Source organism: Phenylobacterium sp., from assembly GCF_031181185.1.
Classification (GTDB): Bacteria; Pseudomonadota; Alphaproteobacteria; order Caulobacterales; family Caulobacteraceae; genus Phenylobacterium.
Genome location: NZ_JAPSKZ010000008.1, coordinates 20,732 through 42,318, shown reverse-complemented (window position 1 = coordinate 42,318; position 21,587 = coordinate 20,732). Strand labels below are relative to the sequence as shown.

Sequence of the window (21,587 nt, the reverse complement as noted above, 5' to 3'; positions counted from 1 at the left end):
CCGGCTGCCTGATCGACTTCCCCGAGCGGGCGAAGAAGGCCCAGCACGCGCAGATCTCGTACGCCCGCGACGTGGCGCCGATCCTCGAAAACAAGTGCGTCGGCTGCCACCAGCCCGGCTCGATCGGCCCCTTCGCGATGACCAGCTACGAGATGGTGAAGGGCTTCTCGCCGATGATCCGCGAGGTGATCCGCACCGATCGGATGCCGCCCTGGAACGCCTCGCCGCACGTGGGGCAGTTCAAGGACGACAAGAGCCTGACCAAGGACGAGATCAAGACGCTGGTTCACTGGATCGAAGCCGGCGCGCCGCGCGGCGCCGGTCCCGACCCGCTGGCCAAGGCGCGCGCGCCCCTGTCGGACTGGCCGTTGGGCAAGCCCGACCTGATCCTGGACATCCCGTCGTACAAGATTCCCGCGTCGGGCGTGGTCGAGTACCAGCGTCCGTGGGTGGCCAACCCGCTGACCGAGGGCAAGTGGATCAAGGCGTCGACCTACAAGATCGGCTCGCGCCAGGGCGTGCACCACTACCTCTCGGGGTATGTGAAGCCTGAGCACCTGCCGAAGCCTGGCGAGCAGGCGAACGAGATGCGCTGGGGCGCCGGCGTCGGCGGCTATGCGGTGGGCGCGGAGTCCACCTTCTGGCCGACCAATGTGGGCACGTATCTTCCGCCGGGCGGCGGCGTGGCCTTCCAGGCCCACTACACGCCCTACGGCAAGGAGGAGCTCGAGAAGTCTCAGATCGGGCTCTACTTCTACAAGGACAACGAACTGCCCGACCTGATGATGCGGAGCACCGTGGTGGTGGACAACACCATCGTGATCCCGCCGGGCGCCGCGCGTCACAAGGAAACGGCCTACGTCGAGTTCCCGAAGGAGGCGCTGCTCTATTCGGCCTTCCCGCACGCCCACTACCGCGGCTACGCCTCGGACCTGTGGATCGAGTATCCGGACGGCTCGAAGAAGATGCTGCTGTCGATGCCGCGGTACGACTTCAACTGGCAGCGCGAGTACGCCTTCGCCGAGCCGGTGAAGGTGCCGGCCGGCTCGAAGCTCGTCGCCCACTACTGGTACGACAACTCCAAGCGGAACCCGGCCAATCCGGATCCGACCAAGGAGATCGTCTGGGGCGACCAGTCCTTCGAGGAAATGTTCTACACCGCCCTGCGCTTCCGCTGGGTGGATGAGACGGCCAAGAAGCAGGTCAACTACGACGAGATCATGAACCAGACCCGCATGATGGGCATGCTGGACGACAACCTCGACGGCAAGCTGCAGAAGGCGGAGCTGAAGGGCCAGTTCGGCAAGCAGCTGGCGGGCTTCTTCGGCCAGGTCGACCGCGACTCCTCGGGGGCGATCGAGAAGACCGAGCTGGCCGCGGTGCAGCAGATGCTGTTCCAGCGCCGGCGCCAGGCCGAGATGCCGACGGGCGGCCAACAGGCTGCGGCTCCGGGCGGCCGCCGCTAAGGCCAATCGTGAACACTTGAGGGAGGGCCTCGCGGGCGACCGCGGGGCCCTTTTCCTTTGGCGCCCTACTCGGCCCAGATGTCGTGGATGTCGCCCTTGCGGTTCAACATCCGCACAGCCCGCTTCACCACCGCAATCAGGCGCTCGCGCCGAGCCGGCTCGTCATAGGTCATGGCCCCTTTGGCCAGACCCTCCAACAGGAAGCGGCCCAGGTCGCGGCTGGTCTGGAAGCGGGGATCTGCGCCGGCCTGGACCATCGCCCCGAAGCGATCGCCGCCCACCTGAGCGTGGTCGAAGGCGCTTTGGGCGGTGGCGAGGCGTTCGCGCAGCATCGGATCGGTCCGCGCCGCGGCCTCCAGCTCGGCGAAGGCGACGAACGGCGTCTCGTGCAGCAGGGCCCAGTAGCTGTCGATGGCGTGCTCGGCCGCATCGACGCCCGGCGGCGGCGAGGCCGCGGCCTGTTCCAGGAGGCGCGCGCGGCTCAGCTCGATATGGGTGATTGCCGCCTCCACCAACTCCTCGCGCGTGGCGAAATGGTAGAGCATGGCCCCGCGCGTGAGGCCGGCGGCGTCGGCGATCACCGCATTGGTGGCGGCGTGGTAGCCGATCTCGGCGAACAGCCGCATGGCCGCGTCGAGAATACGCGCGCGCGTGCGCTGCGACTTCGGCGTCGCCTTGGCCGGATAGTGTCGGGCGTCCATCGGACCCAATGTTTCGGCGACCTGGGGAGGGTCTGCTCAGCGGGGTAACCCCTAGCAGGACAAGGGAAACCTTCGCCAGGAATTCAAGGGGGTTCACAGGACTGACATGCAATCAGCCTAGCGGATGGGCGTTCCAAGGCCGAAGAGGGCTCAAGGTGAGCGACCCCGGGCTCCGCCGCTACCGCAGCGTCTTCCTCTCCGACATCCATCTGGGCACGCGCGGCTGCCAGGCCGAGCTGTTGCTGGACTTCATCCGCCATATGGACTGCGACCGCCTCTACCTGGTGGGCGACATCGTCGACGGCTGGAAGATGAAGAGCGGCTGGTACTGGCCCCAGAGCCACAACGACGTGGTGCAGAAGATCCTGCGCCTGGCGCGCAAGGGCGTGACCGTCACCTACATCCCGGGCAACCACGACGACCGCATCCGCGACTTCTGCGGCGTACACTTCGGCGGGGTGGTGGTGGCGCGCGATGCGATCCACGAGACGGCCGACGGCCGGCGCTTCCTGGTCACGCACGGGGACGAATTCGACGGCATCGTCCAACACGCCAAGTGGCTCGCCTTCGTCGGCGACTGGGCCTACCGCGCGATCCTGGCCGCGAACACGCTGACGAACCGGGTGCGCCGCCGGCTGGGCTTCGGCTACTGGAGCTTCTCGGCCTTCCTGAAGCAGCGGGTGAAGAGCTCGTTGCAGTTCATCCAGGACTTCGAGGCCGCCGTGGCCGCCGAGGCCCGGCGGCGCGGCGTGGACGGGGTGATCTGCGGGCACATCCACAAGGCCGAGATGCGGGACATCGACGGCATCGCCTACATCAACGACGGCGACTGGGTGGAAAGCTGCACCGCGCTCGTGGAGCATCCGGACGGTCGGCTCGAGATCCTGGAATGGGCCAAGCTGCGCTCATGGTCCGTCATCGATCGTCGCTTGCCGGCTCCTGAGCGCGCACCTGAGCCCCTGGCCGCCTGACCTTACGTTGACTTGCCCGCTCAACTCATGACAGTGGCCCTGCCATGAGGACGCCCGCCTCCAGCCAACGCGACCGCCAGCGGGAGGAGACGCGCGAGCAGATCCTGCGCGCCGTGGGCGCCCAGCTCGAGACCCGCTCGCTGGAAGACCTGAGCTTCGCCGAGATCGCTCGGGACGCCGGCGTCGGCGAGCGGACCGTCTATCGCCACTTCCCCACCAAGGAGGCGCTGCTGGGCGCCTTCTGGGCCTGGATGCAGACCCAGGCCATCGGCGAGGCCGAGCGGGTGAAGCCCGACCGGTCTGATCGGCGCCTGCGCGAGGCGATCACCGCGCCCCGGGACGCCCAGCGCCCGATGCGCATCCTGCTCGCCACCGACGCCTGGGAGCCGCAGGTGAACGGGGTGGTCCGCACGTTGACGCGGGTCGTGCAGGAGCTGCGCGAGATGGGCCACACGGTGGAGGTGATCCACCCCGGCCAGTTCAAGACCTTCCCGTTGCCGACCTATGCCGAGATCAAGGTGGCGATCGGCGTCTACGAGCCGGTGCAGGAGCGCTTCAAGGCCTTCGAGCCCGAGGCGATCCACATCGCCACCGAAGGCCCGATCGGCCTGGCCGCCCGGCGCATCTGCGTCGAATGGAAGCTGCCGTTCACGACCAGCTATCACACCCGGTTCCCGGAATACGTCTCCGCCCGCCTGCCTTTGCCGTTGGCGGCCGGCTACGCCTACATGAAGTGGTTCCACAAGCCGTCGGGGCGGCTGATGGTGGCGACGCCCACCATGCGCGACGAGCTGACCCGCCACGGCTTCCGCAACATCTCGTCGTGGTCGCGCGGCGTCGACACCCAGACCTTCCGCCCGCGGCAGGAGGGCGAGCCCGACGTGTTCGAAGGCCTGACGCGGCCGCTCTTCCTGTACGTCGGACGGGTCGCCGTCGAGAAGAACATCGAGGCGTTCCTCAGCCTGGACCTGCCGGGCACGAAGGTGGTGGTGGGCCCCGGGCCGCAGCTGGACGAGCTGAAGGCCAAGTACCCGAAGGCGGTGTTCACCGGCCCGAAGTCGGGCCAGGACCTCGCCTCGGCCTACGCCTGCGCCGACGTCTTCGTCTTCCCGTCGCTGACCGACACCTTCGGCCTGGTGATCCTGGAAGCCATGGCCTCGGGCACGCCGGTGGCGGCCTATCCGGCGCCGGGCCCCATCGATCTGATCCCCGGTTCGGGCGCGGGTGCGCTGGCGCCGTCGGCGACCGAAGGCCTCCGCGACGCCTGCCTCGAAGCGCTGAAGCTCGACCGCGCCCAGGTGCGCCGCTTCGCCGAAGGCTTCTCCTGGCGAGCCTGCGCCGAGGACTTCGTCCGCAACCTGCAGCCCTATCCCGAACCGCAGAAGACCCGCTTCTGGCGCCGCCTGCGAAGGCTCGCGCGCGTGCGCCGCCGCCGGCCCGAGATCGCCTAGACGGCCTCAGGCCAGCGGCCGCCCTCTTACCAGTCGAACTGGGCGCGGAGCTGGAAGGTCTTCACGTCGACGTCGGCGAAGGGAGCGCGCAGTTCGTTCTTCGAGGTCGTGTAGTTCGCCATTACCCGCATATGGGGGTGGAGGTACCAGTTGGCTCCGAAGGTCCAGCCGGAGTACTCGCCGGCGGCGGGCGTGCCGACGTCGCTGAGGTCGGCGCTGTCGTAGCGGACCGCCAGTTCCACAGCGCCCAGGCCGCCCTGGGTCACCGGGCGCTTCACCTTCACCCGCCCGAACTGGCCCTCATCGGCCTGGTAGCGGCGCGACTCGCCGGTGGGGAACCAGCTGGCGAACACGTACCAGACCCGCACGTCGTCCTCGGCGTCCAGGACGCGCTCGATGTGGACGTTGGCCCACTCGCCCTGCACCGACCAGTTCTTGTGCACGACCGCGCCTTCCAGACCGATCTGGGTGTCGCGGACGCCGACGCCGCCGGTGTTCACATACCGCGAGCCGAAGTTCGTGTTGTTGCGCGCGCCGTAGCTGTAGTTGGACTGGTCCGCCCGGTCGCGGCGGCGCACCCAGGCGCCGAGGTGGGCCTGGGTGGTGTCGGTGACGATCGGGGCGTAGGTGGCCCGTGCGCCGAAGCCGTATTGCTCCTGTGAGCCGGTCGGCCGGTCCGACGGCACGCTGGGATTGTTGATGTTGTCGCCCAGGACGAACGCCGAGGCGGTCCAGTTCTTGCCGTTCAGGCGACCCTGGACGTTGAGCGTGCGGCCGACGCCCAGCACGTCGGTGAACGGACCCCGCTCCATGAAGGTGGTGTAGGTGTCGGACGTCATGTTCTCGAGGGCGACGGTCTTGAAATGACCGGCCGTGAACGTCGCCCCGTCGGCGGGCGTGTACTCGACGTACACGTCCTCCCAGTTGGACTGCTCCAGCCCGAAGTCGCCTTCGACCACGAAGGAGAGCTTGTCGCCGTAGGAACCCTGGACGCCGATGCGGGCCATGCGGACGCGGCCGTCCTTCAGGTCCTCGTCGGCGCCGTTCTCGCGGTCGACCTCCTGCCAGACCTGGTCCAGGAAGATGCGGCCGCGCGGCTTGATGGTCAGCTCGCCGAACTCGAACTCGGGCGCGCCCTTGTAGGGCTTGGGCGCATCCTGAGCCGCGGCGGCTCCGGCCAGGCCGCAAGCCAGAAGCGTGGCAAGGCCAGCCTGTGAGAGTTTTCGCATTGTCGAAATCCCCGTCCCTCCAGGCCTCCGCCCGGCGCTAAAACCGTGGGGACCGCTTATCGTTCATCGATGACAATTCGACGACGGATCGACGACGCAGCCATGTCGGCTCGACGAAAGCGGCATGACGTGGTTCTGGCGGCGGCGGCCTGGCCAGTGTAGAGGCAGCCGTCCGTGTACGGCTTTTCGCCGCCGCTACCCGAGGGACGTCAGATGCTGAGCTGGTTCAACGCCATCATGCCCAAGGAGGCGGGGTTCTTCGACCTGTTCGAAGCCCACGCCAAGACGATCTGCGGCGGCGCGCGCTCGTTGCGCGAGTTGCTGGACGGCGGCGACCGGGTGCCCGAGCTGTGCGCCGAGGTCGCCCGCCACGAGCAGGCCGCGGACGATGTCGCACGCGAGGTCATGCTGGCCGTCCGCCGCACCTTCATCACGCCCTTCGACCGCAGCGACATCCGCAACCTGATCGGCTCGATGGACGACGCGGTCGACCAGATGCACAAGACCGCCAAGGCCGTCACGCTGTTCGACGTCCGCGCCTTCGAGCCCGACATGGTCCGGCTGGGTGACATCATCGTCCGCGCCGCCGACCTCACGTCCGAGGCGGTCCCGCTGCTGCGCCAGATGAAGTCGAACGCCTCGCGCCTGAACAGCATCACGGAAGAGATCACCCGCCTCGAGGAGCAGTCGGACCACCTCTACGACGACGGGATGCAGGCGCTGTTCCGCGGCCCGGCCCGCCAGGACCCGATGGCGTTCATCGTCGGCGGCGAGATCTACGACCACCTGGAGAAGGTGGTGGACCGGCTCGAGGATGTGGCCAACCGGATCAGCGGCGTGCTGATCGAACACCTTTAAGGGATCGGCCTCGTGGACATCGGCGGCATGAGCCTCGTCCTGATCCTGCTGATCGGGGTCGCGCTGGCGTTCGACTTCCTGAACGGCCTGCACGACGCGGCGAATTCCATCGCCACCATCGTCTCCACGCGCGTGCTTTCGGCGCGCTGGGCGGTGATCTGGGCCGCCTTCTTCAACTTCATCGCCTTCCTGTTCTTCGGCCTCCACGTGGCCAACACCATCGGCAAGGGCATCCTGGAGCCCGGGATCATCTCGGACGCGGTGATCTTCGGCGCCCTCGGCGGGGCGATCTTCTGGAACGTCTTCACCTGGCTCCTGGGAATTCCCTCCTCAAGTTCGCACGCCCTGATCGGCGGCCTGCTGGGCGCGGGCGTCGCCAAGGCAGGGCTCGATCCCATCGTATGGGCCGGCGTCATGAAGACGCTCTCAGGCATCATCATCTCGCCCGCGCTCGGCTTCGCCCTGGCGCTGGTGCTCGTCTTCCTGGCCTCCTGGGCCTTCGTGAAGGCCACGCCGGCGATGGCCGACGGGGTGTTCCGCAAGCTGCAGTTCGTCTCGGCGGCCCTGTTCTCTCTCGGCCACGGCGGCAACGACGCCCAGAAGACCATGGGGATCATCGCCGTCCTGCTCTATTCGCACGGGCACCTCGGCGCCGAGTTCCACGTGCCGTTCTGGGTGGTGATCACCTGCCAGGCGGCGCTGGGTCTTGGCACGCTCTTCGGCGGCTGGCGCATCGTGCACACCATGGGCTCGAAGATCACCAAGCTGACCCCGCAGCAGGGCTTCTGCGCCGAGACCGGCGGCGCGATCGCCCTCTTCTTCTTCACCAACCTCGGCATTCCGGTTTCGACGACGCACACCATCACCGGCTCGATCATCGGCGTCGGGGCCGCGCGCCGGGTGTCGGCGGTCCGCTGGGGCGTGGCCAAGAACATCGTCTGGGCTTGGGTCGTGACGATTCCCATGGCGGGCGCCACCGGCGCGCTGTTTTACTTCCTGGCCCGCTTCCTCGACCGGACCTTCGGGTGACATGGACAAGACCGCCGAGCGTCTGAGACCTGAACCGGATCGCGAGCCCAAGACCCAGTACGCCGCCCTGCCCTGGCGCCGGACGCCCGACGGCGTCGAGGTGCTGCTGATCACCTCGCGCGAGACCAAGCGGTGGGTGATCCCCAAGGGCTGGCCCATCAAAAAGCTCAAGCCGCCGGCGTCCGCCGCGCAAGAGGCGTTGGAAGAGGCCGGCGTCACCGGCGAGACGACGCGCAAGCCCCTGGGCCTCTATCACTACGAGAAGCGGCTGCGCAGCGGCCGGACCCAGCACGTCCGGGTGATGGTGTTCGGCCTCGAAGTCGCCGAGGAGCGGGACGAGTGGCCCGAGAAGGCGCAACGCGAGCGCCGCTGGACGACGCCCGCCGAGGCGGCCGAGCTGGTGGACGAGAAGGAGCTGAAGCGGCTGCTGGCCGCGTTCAGCCCCTGAAGCCCTGCCGCTAGAGCAGCCGGCTCCGCATCGCCTGCGACAGCAGGTCGATCAGCGACACGGCCACGATGATCACGATCACGATCGCCGAGAGCTGGTGGTAGGCGAAGCCGTTGATGCTGTCGAAGAGCAGCCGGCCGATGCCGCCGGCGCCGATCAGGCCCAGCACCGTCGCCGAGCGAGAGTTCGATTCGAAGCGGTACAGCGCATAGCTGGTCCACAGCGGGGCCACCTGCGGGATCACGCCCCAGACGATCTCGTGCAGCTTCCCGGCGCCGGTGGCGCGCACGCCCTCGACCGGCCCCTTGTCGATCGACTCGACCGCTTCAGAGAACAGCTTGGCCAGCACCGCGCCCGTGTTGATGGCGAGCGCCATGACGCCGGCGAATGGGCCTAGGCCGACGGCCACCAGGAACAGCGTGCCTAGCACCAGATCCGGGATCGAGCGCAGCAGGTTCATCAGGAGCCGCATCGGCTGCTGCAGCCACACCGGCGAGACGTTGCGCGAGCAGGCGAGGCCGAACGGCACCGCCACGATCACCGCGAGGAACGTGCCCCAGAGCGCGATCTGGATCGTCAGCCACATCTGGCCGACGTAGAGGCGCCACTCGGTGAAGTCGGGCCGCAGCAGGTCGGCGCCGTAGAGGCGCATGTTCTCGGAGTTGGTGAACAGGCGGGTGAAGTTGCCCACCTCCACCGGCTTGAAGCTGATCAGCAGCAGCAGGATCACCGCGCCCCAGACCAGGAGGTCGGGCGCGCGCTGCACCAGGCTGCGGGTGGGCGGCGGCGGGACCGCCGAGGAAGCTGCGGTCATCTAGGTCGCCGGAGCCTGGGCGCGGCGCTGGGCGGCCGCGGCGCTGACCTTGTCGAATTCGGCCTGGGCCTTGGCGATTTTGCCCTGGTCGCCCGCGCGGCGGGCGGCGGCCAGCGCCTCGGCGGCCTCCATCTCGCGCACGGGGTCGAGGTAGGAGTCGTCGGCCGGGCGGAAGCCGCCATAGGCCAGCCCCTGCAGCACCTTGCGCTGCTTCTCGGCCACGGCGTCCGTGCCGGTGCCGTAGGTCAGGAAGAACTGGCGGATCTTCTCCTTCAGCGCCGGGTCCAGGTCCTTACGGACGACGATCGAGGACTCCGGCAGCGGCGGCGATTCCCAGATCACCTGGATGCGATCGGCGATCTCGGGCTTCTGCCGGCGGTTGAACAGCAGGCCGACGGTGTTGTTGGTCGCCACGTCCAGGACGCCGGTGCCGACCGACAGGACGTTGGCCTCGTGGCTGGCCGAGCGGACCGCCTTGAAGCACTTCGCCGGATCAATGCCGCGAGGGGTGAAGAGATAGGCCATCGGCGCGAGCGTCCCCGAGGTGGACTGGGCGTCGCCAATGCCGAAGTTCAGGCTGCGGTCGCACTGCAGGACCTTGTCCAGCGTGATGCCGCTGCCTTTGCGGACGATGAGCACCGACTTGTAGGTGTCCTCGCCGCTCGCGTCGACGACGCGGCCCAGCACCTGCCCGTTGGCGCGTTCGGTCGCCCGCAGGGCCGGCGCGGCCGAGAACCAGCCCATCTGCACCTGGTTGAAGCGCATCGCCTCGACCATCGCGGTGTAGTTGGAGATGAAGAAGGGCTTCACCGGCACGCCCAGCTGGGCGGCCATGTCGTCCAGCAGCGGCTGCCACAGGGGCGCCATTGAGGCCTGGCCCTCGGCCGGCAGGATGGCGAAGGTCAGCTCCTTCGGCGTGCCGTCGACAGGCGTGGGCGCGTCCTTGTTCTCGCCGCAGCCGGCGAGGCCGAGCGTGGCGACCAGGGCTGCGCCGATCAGGTGGCGGCGGATCATTGGGGCGCTCCTTCCCAGAAGACGTCCTCGAATTCGGGGCCGTAGATTTCGATGAGGCGGGCCTTGTCCAGGCCGCCGGGCGGGCCGTCGTAGACGACCTTGCCGGCCTTGAGGGCGACCACGCGCTCGCAGTAGCGCAGGGCATAGTCCACCTGGTGCAGGGTCACGATGACGGTGAGGCCGTCGTTGGCGTTCAGCTCGCGCAGGATCTCCATGACTCGGCGGGCGGAGACCGGGTCCAGCGAGGCCACCGGCTCGTCGGCGAGGATGACCTTGGCCTTTTGGACCAGGGCGCGCGCGATGGCGCCCCGCTGTTGTTGGCCGCCCGAAAGCGTATTCGCCCGCTGACCGGCGTATTCGGCGAGGCCGAAGCGGTGCAGGGCGGCCATCACCGCGTGCTTGGTCTCCGCCGGCCACAGACCCAGCAGCCCCTGCACGCCGCCGATCCGGCCCAGCGAACCAAGGGCCACGTTCGAGAACAGCGTTAGCCGGCCCACCAGGTTGAATTGCTGGAAGATCATGCCGATGCGGGTGCGGAGCTTGCGCACGCCCGAGGCGACGCGGCCGTTGTCCTGCACGGGGGCGCCGAACGCCTGGATCGTCCCGCCCGAATCGATGGTCTGGAGCGCGCTGATCGAGCGCAACAGGGTCGACTTGCCCGAGCCGGAGGGCCCAATGAGGGCGATCATCTCACCCTTGCGAACGTCCAGGGAGACCCCGTCGAGCGCGCGGCGCTGACCGAAGGTCTTGGTGGCGTTCCGTATCGACAGAACGGCGGCTTCGGTCATCAGTCGGCAGCGCTTTCCCCGTGGCGTCGTCGCAAGGACGAAGAACCTCTGTGTTCGCCGCCGCTTGCGACGGCTTCATGACATGGCGGCGTGGCTCGGGTCCAGCGGGCAACGCATGCGACGACGCCGCAGCGGCGGCAGCTGGAACTCGAAGCCAGAGAGCGCAGCAGAAACAGCGGCCCTCCCGGTGGCGGGCGAGTCTAGCCACGTGTTGCGGCGCGCCTGTCCTTCCTCTCTACTGGAACTAAGGCGACGCACCGCCAAGGTTAAATACCGCTGTTCGGTATAGCGACGGGCGGTCGCACGTTCTTCGCACTTTACATTGGGGTCAGATGACCCTATTTGCGCGGCTTCCGGCGGACCCGAAGTCCTAAAAAGCGCTGCTAACGCCGGTCTGGGTTCAACAATCCGTTGGGGGTTGCGTGAGGTGCAGACGTACCATACGCCCCTGGACCTGGTCCGCGAGCGGTCCCCGGAGCGTCCTGTCGCCCTTGTGCGACCGGGCGTGGTGGCCGTAGCGGCGCGCTGGTTCCAGGACAATTTTCAAGGCGACGTTTTCTACGCTGTGAAGGCGAACCCTTCGCCGTGGGTTATCGAAACCCTCGCGCAGAGCGGCGTGAACGCGTTCGATGTGGCCTCGGTCCCCGAGATCGAGCTGGTGTCGCAGCACGCCCCGGGCTCGCGCATGGCCTTCATGCACCCGGTGAAGAGCCGGCGCGCCATCGCCCAGGCCTACTTCGACCACGGCGTGAAGACCTTTGCCCTCGACACCCATGAGGAGCTGCAGAAGATCCTCGACGCCACCGGCGGCGCCGACGACCTGTCGCTGATCGTCCGCCTCGGCGTGTCGGCGGAAGGCGCGTCCTACTCGCTGTCGGGCAAGTTCGGCGTGGACATGTGGGAGGCCCCGAGCCTGCTGCTTGCCGCGCGCCGCGCCACCCAGGACCGCATGGGCGTCAGCTTCCACGTCGGCAGCCAGTGCATGCGGCCCACGGCGTACCAGGCTGCGATGGCCCAGGCGAACCGCGCCATCGTGCGGGCGGGTGTTCTCGTCGATGTCGTGGACGTCGGCGGCGGCTTCCCGTCGGTCTACCCGGGTATGATCCCGCCGGACATGAGCGACTACGCCGACTCGATCCATCGCGGCTTTGCCGAGATGAGCGTCCACGAGGACACCGAGCTGTGGTGCGAACCCGGCCGGGCCCTGGTGGCCGAGGCGACCTCGATCCTGACCAAGGTGGAGCTCCGCAAGGGCGACGCGCTGTACCTCAACGACGGCAGCTACGGCTCGCTGTTCGATGCGGCGCACGTGAAGTGGCCCTTCCCGGTGAAGCTGTACCGCGGCGACGAGGGCGAGGCCCAGGAGGTGGAAGGTCCGCTGAAGCCCTACCGCTTCTACGGTCCCACCTGCGACAGCCTCGACCACATGCCAGGCCCGTTCTGGCTGCCTGAAGACATCCGCGAGGGCGATTACGTCGAGATCGGCATGCTGGGCGCCTATGGCATCGCCATGAACACCCGCTTCAACGGCTTCGGCGACGCCGAGACGGTCGAGGTGGGCGACGCCCCGATGGCCTCGATGTTCGGCCTGGCCGGCCGCTCCATCCGCCTGCCGCGCGAGCGCCAGGAAGAGGAGCGCAAGGTCGTGCGCCTGTCGCGTCCCAAGGGCGCGGCCGGCAAGAAGGGCCGCAAGCGGTAAAACCGCCATATTCGACGTGTTAAAGGCGCGGCCGGTCGCTCCGTCCCGGCCGCGCTTTCTGTTTTCGACGGGCGATCAAACCCAAAGGGAACTTTGAGAATGAACGCTCCCGTTCAGAACACGAACCGCAAGGCCGAACTGCTCGCCAACACCGTCGAGCACGTGGCCATCGATCAATACGACGCCCGCCCGATCATCGATTCCATGCGCAAGATGAGCTTCACGAGCCGCGACACGGCCCGTGCGGCCGACATCTGGCAGATGTCGCTCGAGGACCAGGACTGCTCGACCTGGCTGACGCTGGCCGGCTCCACCTCGGCCGGCGGCTGCATGCACATCTATCGCGACATGGTGAAGTACGGGATGATCGACGCGATCGTCGCGACCGGCGCCTCGATCGTCGACATGGACTTCTTCGAAGCGCTTGGCTTCAAGCACTACCAGGCCCAGTCCAACGTCGACGACCGCGACCTGCGCGATCTCTACATCGACCGCATCTACGACACCTACATCGACGAGGAAGAGCTGCAGGCCTGCGACGCGACGATCTACGAGATCGCCAACGCGCTCGAGCCGCGCCCCTACTCCAGCCGCGAGTTCATCTACGAGATGGGCAAGTGGCTGGCGGCGGGCAACGCCAAGAAGCCCGACAGCCTGATCGAGGTGGCCTACCGCGAAGGCGTGCCGATCTTCTGCCCGGCGTTCGTCGACAGCTCGGCCGGCTTCGGCCTCGTGAAGCACCAGGTCGAGCGCATGAAGGCGGGCAAGCCCTACCTGACGATCGACGCCATCGCGGACTTCCGCGAGCTGACCGAGATCAAGCTGAAGGCGGGCGCCACGGGCCTCTTCATGGTCGGCGGCGGCGTGCCCAAGAACTTCGCGCAGGACACGGTGGTCTGCGCCGAGATCCTCGGCCACGAGGTCGACATGCACAAGTACGCCATCCAGATCACGGTGGCCGACGTGCGTGACGGCGCCTGCTCGTCGTCGACGCTCAAGGAGGCCTGCTCCTGGGGCAAGGTCGACGTCACGTGGGAGCAGATGGTGTTCGCGGAGGCCACCACCGTGGTGCCGCTGATCGCCTCGAACGCCTGGCACCTCGGGGCCTGGAAGGCCCGCAAGCGCCGGCGCTGGAACGATCTGTTCACCGCCTAAAGAACGAAGGCCCCGGAGTGATCCGGGGCCCTTTTTTTCTTACTGGAAGATCCAGTCGGAAGCGCCGAGCTGGGACGGGGCGACCTTCTCCACCTGGAAGACGTAGTTGGGCCACTGCGGATTGCCGCCGGCCGCATCGCGGTCGAACAGAACCTTGGTCCCGCCGGCGCCGTCGTCGATCAGCTTCAGGTAGCCGGCTCCGAAGGGATCGGTCCCGGTGTAGCCGATGGCGTCCAGCATCCCGCGGATGTCGATCTTGTCGACGCCGTCCTCGAAGTCGGTGATCTGGGCCGGCGCCCAGTTCTCGGCCGGGAATGTGAAGTGGTCGGCCCCGCCGGCCCCGGTCAGCACGTCCTGGCCGCGGCTGGAGATCAGGGTGTCCGCGCCCGCCCCGCCCGTCAGCGTCGAGCCCGGCCCCGGCGAGGTGATCACCTGGCCGGTCGGCGGGGGCGTCGAGCTGTCGTCGTTCAGGATCGTGCCGGTCGCCGAGGAGACCTGGCCGAGCGTCGCATTGGTCGGCGTCGAAAGGCTGAAGACGAAGGACTCGTCCGGCTCGACGGTGGTGTCGCCCACCACGTTCACGGTCAGCGTCTTGCTGGTTTCGCCGGCGGCGAACGTCAGCGTGCCGCTGGTCGGCGTTCCGGGCGCGTAGTCCGAGCTGTTCGCCGGGTTGCCTCCAACGCCCGCCAGGGTCCAGGTCACTGAGGACGAACCCTCGGTCGATCCGCTGCGGCTGACCGTAAACGAGAATGCGGTCGTCCCGCTGTTGCCCTCGGCCAGGCTCAGTTGGCTGCTGGTGAAGGCGATCACCGGCGACGGCGGCGGGTTGGTCCCTCCGCCCCCCGACAGCTTGGCCCATGTGAGGCCGCTGGAGGACACGCCCTCCAGCTTGATGATGTAGTTGCCCCAATTCCCGCCGGGTCCGTCGCGGTCGAAGAGCACCAGCGTGTCGGCGTTCTGCTGCAGCAGGATGATCCGGCCGTCGGCGATGGGGTCCGATCCGGTGTAGCCCGCCTGCTGGAAGATCTTCGACAGGTCCAGCCGATCCGAGCCGGACGTGAAGTCCTTCACCGTCGCCGGCGCCCACGGCTCGGCGGCCCAGGCGAAGCTGTCGTTACCGCCCGCGCCTGTGAGGATGTCCGAGCCCTGGCTGGCGTTCAGGGTGTCATTCCCGGGACCGCCGGTGAGCGTCGAGCCCGGCCCTGGCGAGTTGATCACCTGACCGTCGCCGGTGGGCGGCGGCTCCTGGTCGTCGTTCCCGATGGACCCCGTCGCCGTCGCCTGTCCCAGGGTGGCTCCGCTGGCGTTCGAGAGCGTCAAGGTGAAGCCTTCATGGGGCTCGACCGTGGTGTCGCCGGCGACGTTGACGACGATCTCCTTGCGGGTCTCCCCTGCGTTGAAGGTGAGGGTGCCACCCGGGAATCCGCCGCCCGCGAAGTCGGTTCCGTTGGCGGGATTCGACCCCGAACCCGCCACCGACCACTGCACCGTCGAGGTTCCGGTCGTGGAGCCGGTGCGGTCGACGTAAAACGTGAAGGCGCTCGAGCCGCTGTTCCCCTCAGGCAGGCCCAGCTGGAGAGTGCTCATGCTGATGGTCGTCGACGGCGGCGGGCTTCCACCGCCGCCCGACAGCTTGGCCCAGGTCAGCCCGCTGGAAGACACCCCCTCCAGCTTGATGATGTAATTGCCCCAGTTGCCCCCGGGTCCGTCGCGGTCGAACAGGATCTGGGTGTCGGAGCCCGAGCTCAGCAGGATGATCCGCCCGTCGGCGATGGGGTCGGACCCGGTGTAGCCCGCGCTTTGGAAAATCTTCGACAGGTCCAGCCGATCCGAGCCGACGGCGAAGTCCTTCACCGTCGCCGGCGACCATGGCTCGGCCGCCCAGGCGAAGCTGTCGTTCCCCCCGGCGCCCGTCAGGATGTCGGAGCCCTGGCTGGCGTTCAGCGTGTCGTTGCCGGAGCCGCCGGTGAGCGTCGAGCCCGGCCCGGGAGAGTTGATGACTTGGCCGTCGCCCGTGGGAGGGCTGTCGTCGTTGGTGATTTGGCCGGTGGCGGTCGCCGTTCCGATCGTCGCGCCGCTCGCATTCGAGAGCGTGAGGGTGAAGCCCTCGTTGGGTTCGACCGCCGTGTCGCCGGCGACGTTCACGACGATCGTCTTCGATGTCTCGCCCGCTGCGAAGCTCAGCGAACCGCTCGGCAGGGTTCCGCCCGCGAAATCGGCCGCCGTCGCGGGGTTGGCCCCCGAGCCCGCCAGCGACCATTGGACGGTCGAGGATCCCGCCGTGGAGCCGCTGCGCGTGACGGTGAACTCAAAGGCGCTGGAGCCGCTGTTGCCCTCCGCCAGGGACAGCGTGGTCGTCGCGAAGCCCACGCTGGGGGGGCCGGGCGGCGGGCTGATCGAATTCGGGGTCAACATCTGCGTCGACGTGAAGCCGCTGCCGGTCACGCCCTCCAGCGTGGTGATGGCCTGCCCCGACGCCGAGCCGCTGTTGCCGTCGCGGTCGAACAGCACCTGGGTTCCGCCGCCCGAACTCACGAAGCGGATGTAGCCGTCCGCCACGGGATCCGAGCCGGAATAGCTCACCCCGGACAGGAGGGCGGCGACATCCAGCTTGTCCGCGCCCACCTTGAAGTCCGTGACGCGGCCCGCAGTCGCCGGCACGGCCGCGTAGACGAAGACGTCGGCGCTGAGGCCGCCGGTCAGGACGTCGGTCCCTGCGCCCCCGTCGAGGGTGTCCGAGCCATAGCCGCCGAAGAGCTGATCATCGCCGTCGCCACCCGACAGCTTGTCGGCCCCGTCGCCCGTCGCCTCGGTGGGCGTGAGGCGGAACAGGCGCCCGTCCACCGTCATGGCGTAGAGCCGGCCCGAACCGTCGACACCGAACGAGGTGGTGAGCCCGATGGTCGCCCAGCTGTCGTAGACCAGCGCATCGTTCAGGCTGACGAAGCTTTGAACCTGTCCTCCTTCGAAGCGGGCCGCCCAGACGTTCGGGTTCATGAAGTCGCCGAAGATGTACTGGCCCTGCGCTCCGCCCGGTCCGGCGTAGACGTAGCCGCCGGTGATCGAATTGCCGACCATTGGGCCGTCCCCGTGGGCGTACTCCAGCGCGGGGTCCGTGTACTTGGGATCGGTCGGCCCGATGGTGCCTTCCTTGGCGGCCCAGCCGAAGTTCTGGCCGCCTGCGGAGCCCGCGGGGATGATGTTCACTTCTTCGCGCGCGTCCTCGCCCACGTCGCCGATGTAGAGGTTGCCTGCGGCGTCGAAGCTCGCCCGCCACGGGTTGCGCAGGCCCATGGCGAAGACCTCATCGGCGCCGTCCTTACCGACGAAAGGATTGCTGGCGGGAATGGCGTAGTTGCGGGTGGCGTCGCCCGGGAAATCGTCGCCGCGCACGTCGATGCGCAGGATCTTGCCGAGCAAGGCGTTCGGATCCTGCGCGGGGTTGGTCGGGACCTGCCCCGCCTTGCCGTCGCCGGTCGCGATATAGAGGTTGCCGTCCGGCCCGAACTCCATCCAACCGCCGTAGTGCTGATTGGCCGGGTGCGGGACGCTCAGGATCAGCTTCTTGGAGGCCATGTCGGCCAGGCTCGGGTTGGCCGCCGAGCGGGTGTACTCGAAGACTTGGAACTCGCCCGTAGGCGCGGCCATGCTGATGTAGAACTTGCCGCTGGTCGCATAGTCGGGACTGAAGGCCAGGCCAAGAAGGCCCCGCTCGCCGCCGCTGCCGAGCTCCGTGGACGGAATGTCCAGGAACGGCGTGGCGGCCTTCTGTTCGGTGGCCAGATCGACGATCTGGATTTGGCCGGTGACCTCCACGACGAACAACTTGCCGGGCTGCCCGGGCGGGGAGACGGCGAAGACCGGCGTGTCCAGGGGGAACTGGAACTGATGGACATCGACGCGCCCTGAGGTGGGACTGCTGTCCGCCCCACCGAAACCATAGAGGATGTCGGGTCCCGCGCCGCCGGAAAGGGTGTCGCCACCCAGCCCGCCCGACAGGGTGTCGGCCGCCGAACCACCACTCAGCACATCGTTGGCGTTCCCACCGGTAAACGCTGCCATGTCCTTGGTCTCCGAGTCTGGCCGCGGCGCGCCTGCGCCATGGCGCTCGTCAACCTGCGCTCTGTCGGCGCTGTTCCGCCCGCCTTGAGCACAAAGTCGAGAGTGGCTTCGGCGCCACAGGCCCGTCTTGGGCCTGCGCCCGGTGGTCGCACAGGCGCGGTCGTCAACGGGCGGAATGGCGCAGCTCGTCGCGCCGCAATTTCAGGCGGTTGCCCGCTACGTCGGGTGCTCGACTGAACAGCAGGGCCGCCGCTCGGCGTCGGCATGCGTCCTTTTGGCGTCCCCGGCGGCGGACCCCTCTCACCTAGGTATCGCGTCACCGATACCGCATTCGAGGGACGCGCTCGCCATGCCGAACAACCACACTCCGGGCCTCGTGCTCACCTCCGCCCGCTACGCCGACGTGCTTGCGGGCGGCGCCGGCGACGATACGCTGAACGCCGGCCAAGGCCCCGACCGGTTGACCGGCGGCGCGGGCGCGGACGCCTTCACCTTCAGGGCCCTGCCCTGGAACGGCGTGCAGATCACCGACTTCGAGCTGGGCGTCGACCGCCTGGACATCTCGGCGATCTACCAGGGCGGCTTTGCAGGCACGGATCTGGTGGCCGCCGGTTACGTCCGCTTCGAGTCCAACGGCGCCGGCGGAACCAAGGTGATGCTGAACCCGGACGGAGCCGGCAGCGCCTCGCCGTGGGCCTATCACGTCGCCACCCTGGACGGCGTTTCGCCCGCGGGGCTGACATCCGCGCAGGTGTTCGGCGCCGCCGCCGCCGAGGTCGCGGGCATGCGTCTGGTGTCCGACCGTTATGCCGACGTGCTGACCGGCGGGGCAGGCGACGACACCCTGGTGGCCGGCCAGGGCCCCGACGAACTCACCGGCGGCGCGGGCGAGGACGTGTTCGTTTATGGATCCCGCCCCTGGAACGGCGGCGAGATCGCCGACTTCGAACTGAGTATCGATCGGCTCGACATCTCGGCGCTCTACCAGGGTGGCTATGCCGGGACCGATCCTGTGGCCGACGGCTACGTTCGGTTCGAGTCCGACGGCGCCGGGTCGACCAAGGTCATGCTGGACGCCGACGGCGCGGGCGCGGCGCACGGCTGGAGCTCCCTCGTCACGATCCTGAAGGGCGTCTCGCCCGGAGCCGCCACGGCCGGGAATGTGTTCGGGGCTTCCGCGTCCACTCCGCAGGCAGAGCCGCAACCGGGCGTCGCGCTGGTTTCGACCGGCTACGGGCAGGCCCTGCTGGGCGGGGCGGGCGCGGACACGCTGACCGCCGGCCGCGGCCCGGACGCGCTCACCGGCTCGGCGGGCGACGACCGCTTCGTCTTCGAGGCGCTGCCCTGGAACGCAGGCCACGTCCGGGACTTTGGCGACGGCGACGACGTACTGGACCTGCGCCCGCTGTTCGCCGACGCCGGCTATCTCGGGAGCAATCCCGTCGCCGATGGATATCTGCGCTTCGAGGCCGACGGCGCCGGCGGCACGCGGGTGATGTTCGATCCGGACGGGGCCGGGACCACGAACCCGTGGGCGTTCCACGTCACCACGCTGAACGGCGTCGCGCCAACCAGCCTGACCTCCGCGGACTGGCTCACGGCCTGACGGCTCAGCCCGCGGCGCTGACCTGTGTCAGGGGCGCTATGTCGGTGAAGTTGGCGATGTCGGCGAACACCTCGCCGGCCCGCGGCCCGGCGACGCTGGCCTGCAGGGCCGCCGGGCTCTCGAACGCCAGGTTCGCCATCATCACGAAAGGCGCCTTGCCACCGCCGCCGGCGGACAGGCCCTGAAGCACCTGCACGGACTTCAGCCCCGTCGACGTGAAGGCCTCCTTCACCAGCGGGATATGCGTGGCGTTGTAGTAGTCGGCGTCGAAACGGCCGCCGTCCTTGGCTGGGTACATCACGGTCAGCACGACCATCGAAGGCTCCTCCCGGTTCGCGCCGAGCTAACCAGCCTGCCCCGCCGGAAGGAAACCCCCGTCAGTCGTCGGGCAGGAGCTGCGGATTGTAGGCCACCTCCCATAGGTGACCGTCCGGGTCCTGGAAGACGCCGGTGTAGCCGCCCCAGAAGGCCTTCTGCGCCGGCTTCGTCACCACCGCACCCGCCGCGGCCGCCGTAGCCATCACTCGGTCGACCTCGGCCTCGCTGCGAACGTTGTGGGCCAGCATGAACTCCGACGGGCTGCGCGGCGTCACTGCGACGTTCGAGTCCTTCGCAAGCGATCGCCGCGGCCACAGCGCCAGCTTGAGGCCAGGCTGAAGGTCGAAGAAGGCTACGGCGCCGTCCTCGAACTCTTCGCCGACGATCCCCTCGGTCGCGAAGCCAAGCCCATCGCGATAGAAGCGAACGGCGGCGTCGAGGTCGTCGACGCCCAGGGTGATGAGGCTGACGCGGGGCCGCATGGGTCGAGCCCTAGCGGTTGCCGCCGATCAGGTCGCCCAGGTCGCCGAGGATAGAGCCCTCGCCGCGGTTCTGGCCGCCGGAGCCACCCGCCGCTGCGAGCATCCGGCCCGCCAGCCTGGAGAACGGCAGCGACTGGATCCACACCTTACCCGGGCCGGTGAGCCTGGCGAAGAACAGGCCCTCGCCGCCGAAGAAGACGCTCTTCACGCCGCCCGCCATGACGAGGTCGAAGTCGACGCTTGGCGTGTAGGCGGCCAGGCAGCCGGTATCGACGTGGATCTGCTCGCCGGGCGCGAGCTCGCGCTCGACCACCGTGCCGCCCATCTGAACGAAGACCCAGCCGTCGCCCTCCAGCCGCTGCATGATGAAGCCTTCGCCGCCGAACAGGCCGGTCATGACGCGGCGCTGGAACTGGACGCCGATCGAAACGCCCCGGGCCGCGGCCAGAAAGCTGTCCTTCTGGCAGATCAGGGTCCCGCCGATGTCGGCCAGGTGCAGCGGCAGGATGGCCCCGGGCGTTGGCGAGGCGAACGCCACCTTGGCCTTCCCCCCGCCCTGGTGGGTGAACACGGTGGTGAACAGGCTCTCGCCGGTGATCAGCCGCTTGCCGGCGCCCAGCAGCTTGCCCATGAAGCCCGCGCCCTGGCCGCCGGAGCCGTCGCCGAACACCGTCGTCATCTCGACCGTGGCGTCCTTCCAGACCAGCGCGCCGGCCTCAGCGATGGCGCTCTCGCCGGGGTCCAACTCGATTTCGACGAACTGCAGCTCCTGGCCCTTGATCTCGAAATCCACGTCGTCGGCGACGCTGGCGCTGCGGTGGTGGGTCCAGGGGCTGTTGGTCATGGCGGGCTCCGTCCAGGCGCGATTCGGCAGCCAATCTAGAGTCCTCGCCAGCGACGGGAAGAGGGCGCGCCTCAGATCAGGTCGATGATCCGCCGCGCGCCGGCGCGGTGGCCCACCAGCCGCTCCAGCAGATGCTCGCAAGCCTGCTCGGCGGCCGCCTTCGTCTCAGAGTCGAGACCCGCCAACAGTCGCTGATCCAGCTCCACCATGTGACTCAGCACCTCCTTGCGCAGGGCCTTGCCAGTCTCGGTGGGCGCGATCTCCGTCAAGCGCCGATCATGGGCGACATCCGTCCGCACGAGCAGGCCGTGCTCGACCAGGCGGTCCACCGCCCGTGACAGACCCGTGCGATCAAGCGCCAGGTAGTCAGCCACCTCGTTCATGGTGCGCGCCTTCATCCAGCCTGCGGCGAGCAGCACCCGCCACTGCGTCAAGGTCAGGCCGTGCGGCTTCAATATGCTCTCGACCGTCCGATCACGGCGCATTGCCACGTGGGTCAGAAGGTAGAAGAGCCGAGTCGAATCAGGGTTCGAGGTGTGGGTGGGCATCGGGCGCCCGGTTTACGGTAACGCAGGGGAAGGTGAAGCTGAAAAGAGCCCAAACTGGGCCGCCGCGATCTGCGATCTCCGACCCGTGATCCTTGAACGATGGT

Annotated in this window: 19 protein-coding genes and 1 pseudogene; 10 read left to right on the top strand and 10 right to left on the bottom strand. The window is 68.3% G+C overall.

Going from position 1 to position 21,587, the window contains the following annotated elements:
• The coding region (locus RIF93_RS01970) for a hypothetical protein (RefSeq protein WP_309087917.1) at positions 1–1,466 on the top strand (1,466 nt) is incomplete at its 5' end.
• Between the two features lie 65 nt (positions 1,467–1,531).
• Here RIF93_RS01970 and RIF93_RS01965 read toward each other — a convergent pair.
• On the bottom strand, positions 1,532–2,167 hold the full coding sequence (locus RIF93_RS01965; protein WP_309087915.1) for a helix-turn-helix domain-containing protein: 636 nt from the start codon (positions 2,165–2,167) through the stop codon (positions 1,532–1,534).
• A gap of 155 nt (positions 2,168–2,322) precedes the next feature.
• Between RIF93_RS01965 and RIF93_RS01960 the strand changes: the two genes are divergently transcribed.
• From RIF93_RS01960 to RIF93_RS01950, 3 genes and pseudogenes are all read left to right on the top strand, one after another.
• Positions 2,323–3,138, top strand: coding sequence for a UDP-2,3-diacylglucosamine diphosphatase (locus tag RIF93_RS01960; RefSeq protein WP_309087913.1), 816 nt, complete (start codon positions 2,323–2,325; stop codon positions 3,136–3,138).
• A 44-nt stretch (positions 3,139–3,182) separates the two neighbouring features.
• A pseudogene (locus RIF93_RS01955) lies at positions 3,183–3,365 on the top strand (TetR/AcrR family transcriptional regulator); the annotation flags it as partial.
• Between the two features lie 126 nt (positions 3,366–3,491).
• Positions 3,492–4,589, top strand: a complete 1,098-nt coding sequence (locus tag RIF93_RS01950) for a glycosyltransferase family 1 protein (RefSeq protein WP_309087923.1) — start codon at positions 3,492–3,494, stop codon at positions 4,587–4,589.
• A 26-nt stretch (positions 4,590–4,615) separates the two neighbouring features.
• Here RIF93_RS01950 and RIF93_RS01945 read toward each other — a convergent pair whose 3' ends face one another.
• Positions 4,616–5,818, bottom strand: a complete 1,203-nt coding sequence (locus RIF93_RS01945; protein ID WP_309087911.1) for a porin — start codon at positions 5,816–5,818, stop codon at positions 4,616–4,618.
• Between the two features lie 213 nt (positions 5,819–6,031).
• On the opposite strand from RIF93_RS01945, the gene RIF93_RS01940 reads away from it, so the two are divergent.
• Genes RIF93_RS01940 through RIF93_RS01930 form a run of 3 tightly spaced genes read left to right on the top strand, consistent with a single transcriptional unit; the run spans position 6,032 to position 8,153 of the window.
• Entirely contained in the window at positions 6,032–6,676 is a 645-nt protein-coding gene (locus RIF93_RS01940; RefSeq protein WP_309087909.1) for a DUF47 domain-containing protein, read from the top strand.
• A 27-nt stretch (positions 6,677–6,703) separates the two neighbouring features.
• Positions 6,704–7,705, top strand: coding sequence for an anion permease (locus tag RIF93_RS01935; RefSeq protein WP_309087907.1), 1,002 nt, complete (start codon positions 6,704–6,706; stop codon positions 7,703–7,705).
• 1 nt (position 7,706) lies between these two features.
• Positions 7,707–8,153 (top strand): NUDIX hydrolase, encoded by a 447-nt coding sequence (locus tag RIF93_RS01930; protein ID WP_309087905.1) that lies wholly within the window; start codon positions 7,707–7,709, stop codon positions 8,151–8,153.
• Positions 8,154–8,163: 10 nt separating this feature from the next.
• Here RIF93_RS01930 and phnE read toward each other — a convergent pair whose 3' ends face one another.
• Genes phnE through phnC form a run of 3 tightly spaced genes read right to left on the bottom strand, consistent with a single transcriptional unit; the run spans position 8,164 to position 10,769 of the window.
• Positions 8,164–8,967, bottom strand: coding sequence for a phosphonate ABC transporter, permease protein PhnE (phnE, locus tag RIF93_RS01925; protein WP_309087903.1), 804 nt, complete (start codon positions 8,965–8,967; stop codon positions 8,164–8,166).
• Positions 8,968–9,981 (bottom strand): phosphate/phosphite/phosphonate ABC transporter substrate-binding protein, encoded by a 1,014-nt coding sequence (gene phnD / locus RIF93_RS01920; RefSeq protein WP_309087901.1) that lies wholly within the window; start codon positions 9,979–9,981, stop codon positions 8,968–8,970.
• Positions 9,978–10,769: a phosphonate ABC transporter ATP-binding protein gene (gene phnC / locus RIF93_RS01915; protein WP_309087899.1), complete on the bottom strand. Its 792-nt coding sequence runs from the start codon at positions 10,767–10,769 to the stop codon at positions 9,978–9,980. The genes phnD and phnC overlap by 4 nt, the downstream gene beginning before the upstream one ends.
• 427 nt (positions 10,770–11,196) lie before the next feature.
• On the opposite strand from phnC, the gene RIF93_RS01910 reads away from it, so the two are divergent.
• Together RIF93_RS01910 and RIF93_RS01905 are read left to right on the top strand one after the other, a co-directional pair.
• A complete protein-coding gene (locus RIF93_RS01910; protein ID WP_309087897.1) occupies positions 11,197–12,468 on the top strand; it encodes a type III PLP-dependent enzyme in 1,272 nt (423 codons plus the stop codon).
• Between the two features lie 99 nt (positions 12,469–12,567).
• Positions 12,568–13,623 (top strand): deoxyhypusine synthase, encoded by a 1,056-nt coding sequence (locus RIF93_RS01905; protein ID WP_309087895.1) that lies wholly within the window; start codon positions 12,568–12,570, stop codon positions 13,621–13,623.
• 39 nt (positions 13,624–13,662) lie between these two features.
• Here RIF93_RS01905 and RIF93_RS01900 read toward each other — a convergent pair whose 3' ends face one another.
• Positions 13,663–17,685, bottom strand: a complete 4,023-nt coding sequence (locus RIF93_RS01900; protein ID WP_309087893.1) for a Calx-beta domain-containing protein — start codon at positions 17,683–17,685, stop codon at positions 13,663–13,665.
• Between the two features lie 349 nt (positions 17,686–18,034).
• Between RIF93_RS01900 and RIF93_RS01895 the strand changes: the two genes are divergently transcribed.
• Positions 18,035–19,291, top strand: coding sequence for a type I secretion C-terminal target domain-containing protein (locus RIF93_RS01895; RefSeq protein ID WP_309087892.1), 1,257 nt, complete (start codon positions 18,035–18,037; stop codon positions 19,289–19,291).
• A gap of 4 nt (positions 19,292–19,295) precedes the next feature.
• Here RIF93_RS01895 and RIF93_RS01890 read toward each other — a convergent pair whose 3' ends face one another.
• The 4 genes from RIF93_RS01890 to RIF93_RS01875 all read right to left on the bottom strand — a co-directional run bounded on the left by RIF93_RS01890 (position 19,296) and on the right by RIF93_RS01875 (position 21,420).
• Positions 19,296–19,607: an EthD family reductase gene (locus RIF93_RS01890; protein WP_309087890.1), complete on the bottom strand. Its 312-nt coding sequence runs from the start codon at positions 19,605–19,607 to the stop codon at positions 19,296–19,298.
• 61 nt (positions 19,608–19,668) lie between these two features.
• Positions 19,669–20,091: a VOC family protein gene (locus RIF93_RS01885; RefSeq protein WP_309087888.1), complete on the bottom strand. Its 423-nt coding sequence runs from the start codon at positions 20,089–20,091 to the stop codon at positions 19,669–19,671.
• Between the two features lie 10 nt (positions 20,092–20,101).
• Positions 20,102–20,935, bottom strand: coding sequence for a TIGR00266 family protein (locus tag RIF93_RS01880; RefSeq protein ID WP_309087886.1), 834 nt, complete (start codon positions 20,933–20,935; stop codon positions 20,102–20,104).
• A 71-nt stretch (positions 20,936–21,006) separates the two neighbouring features.
• Positions 21,007–21,420, bottom strand: coding sequence for a MarR family transcriptional regulator (locus tag RIF93_RS01875; RefSeq protein WP_309087882.1), 414 nt, complete (start codon positions 21,418–21,420; stop codon positions 21,007–21,009).
• Positions 21,421–21,587: the final 167 nt, after the last annotated feature.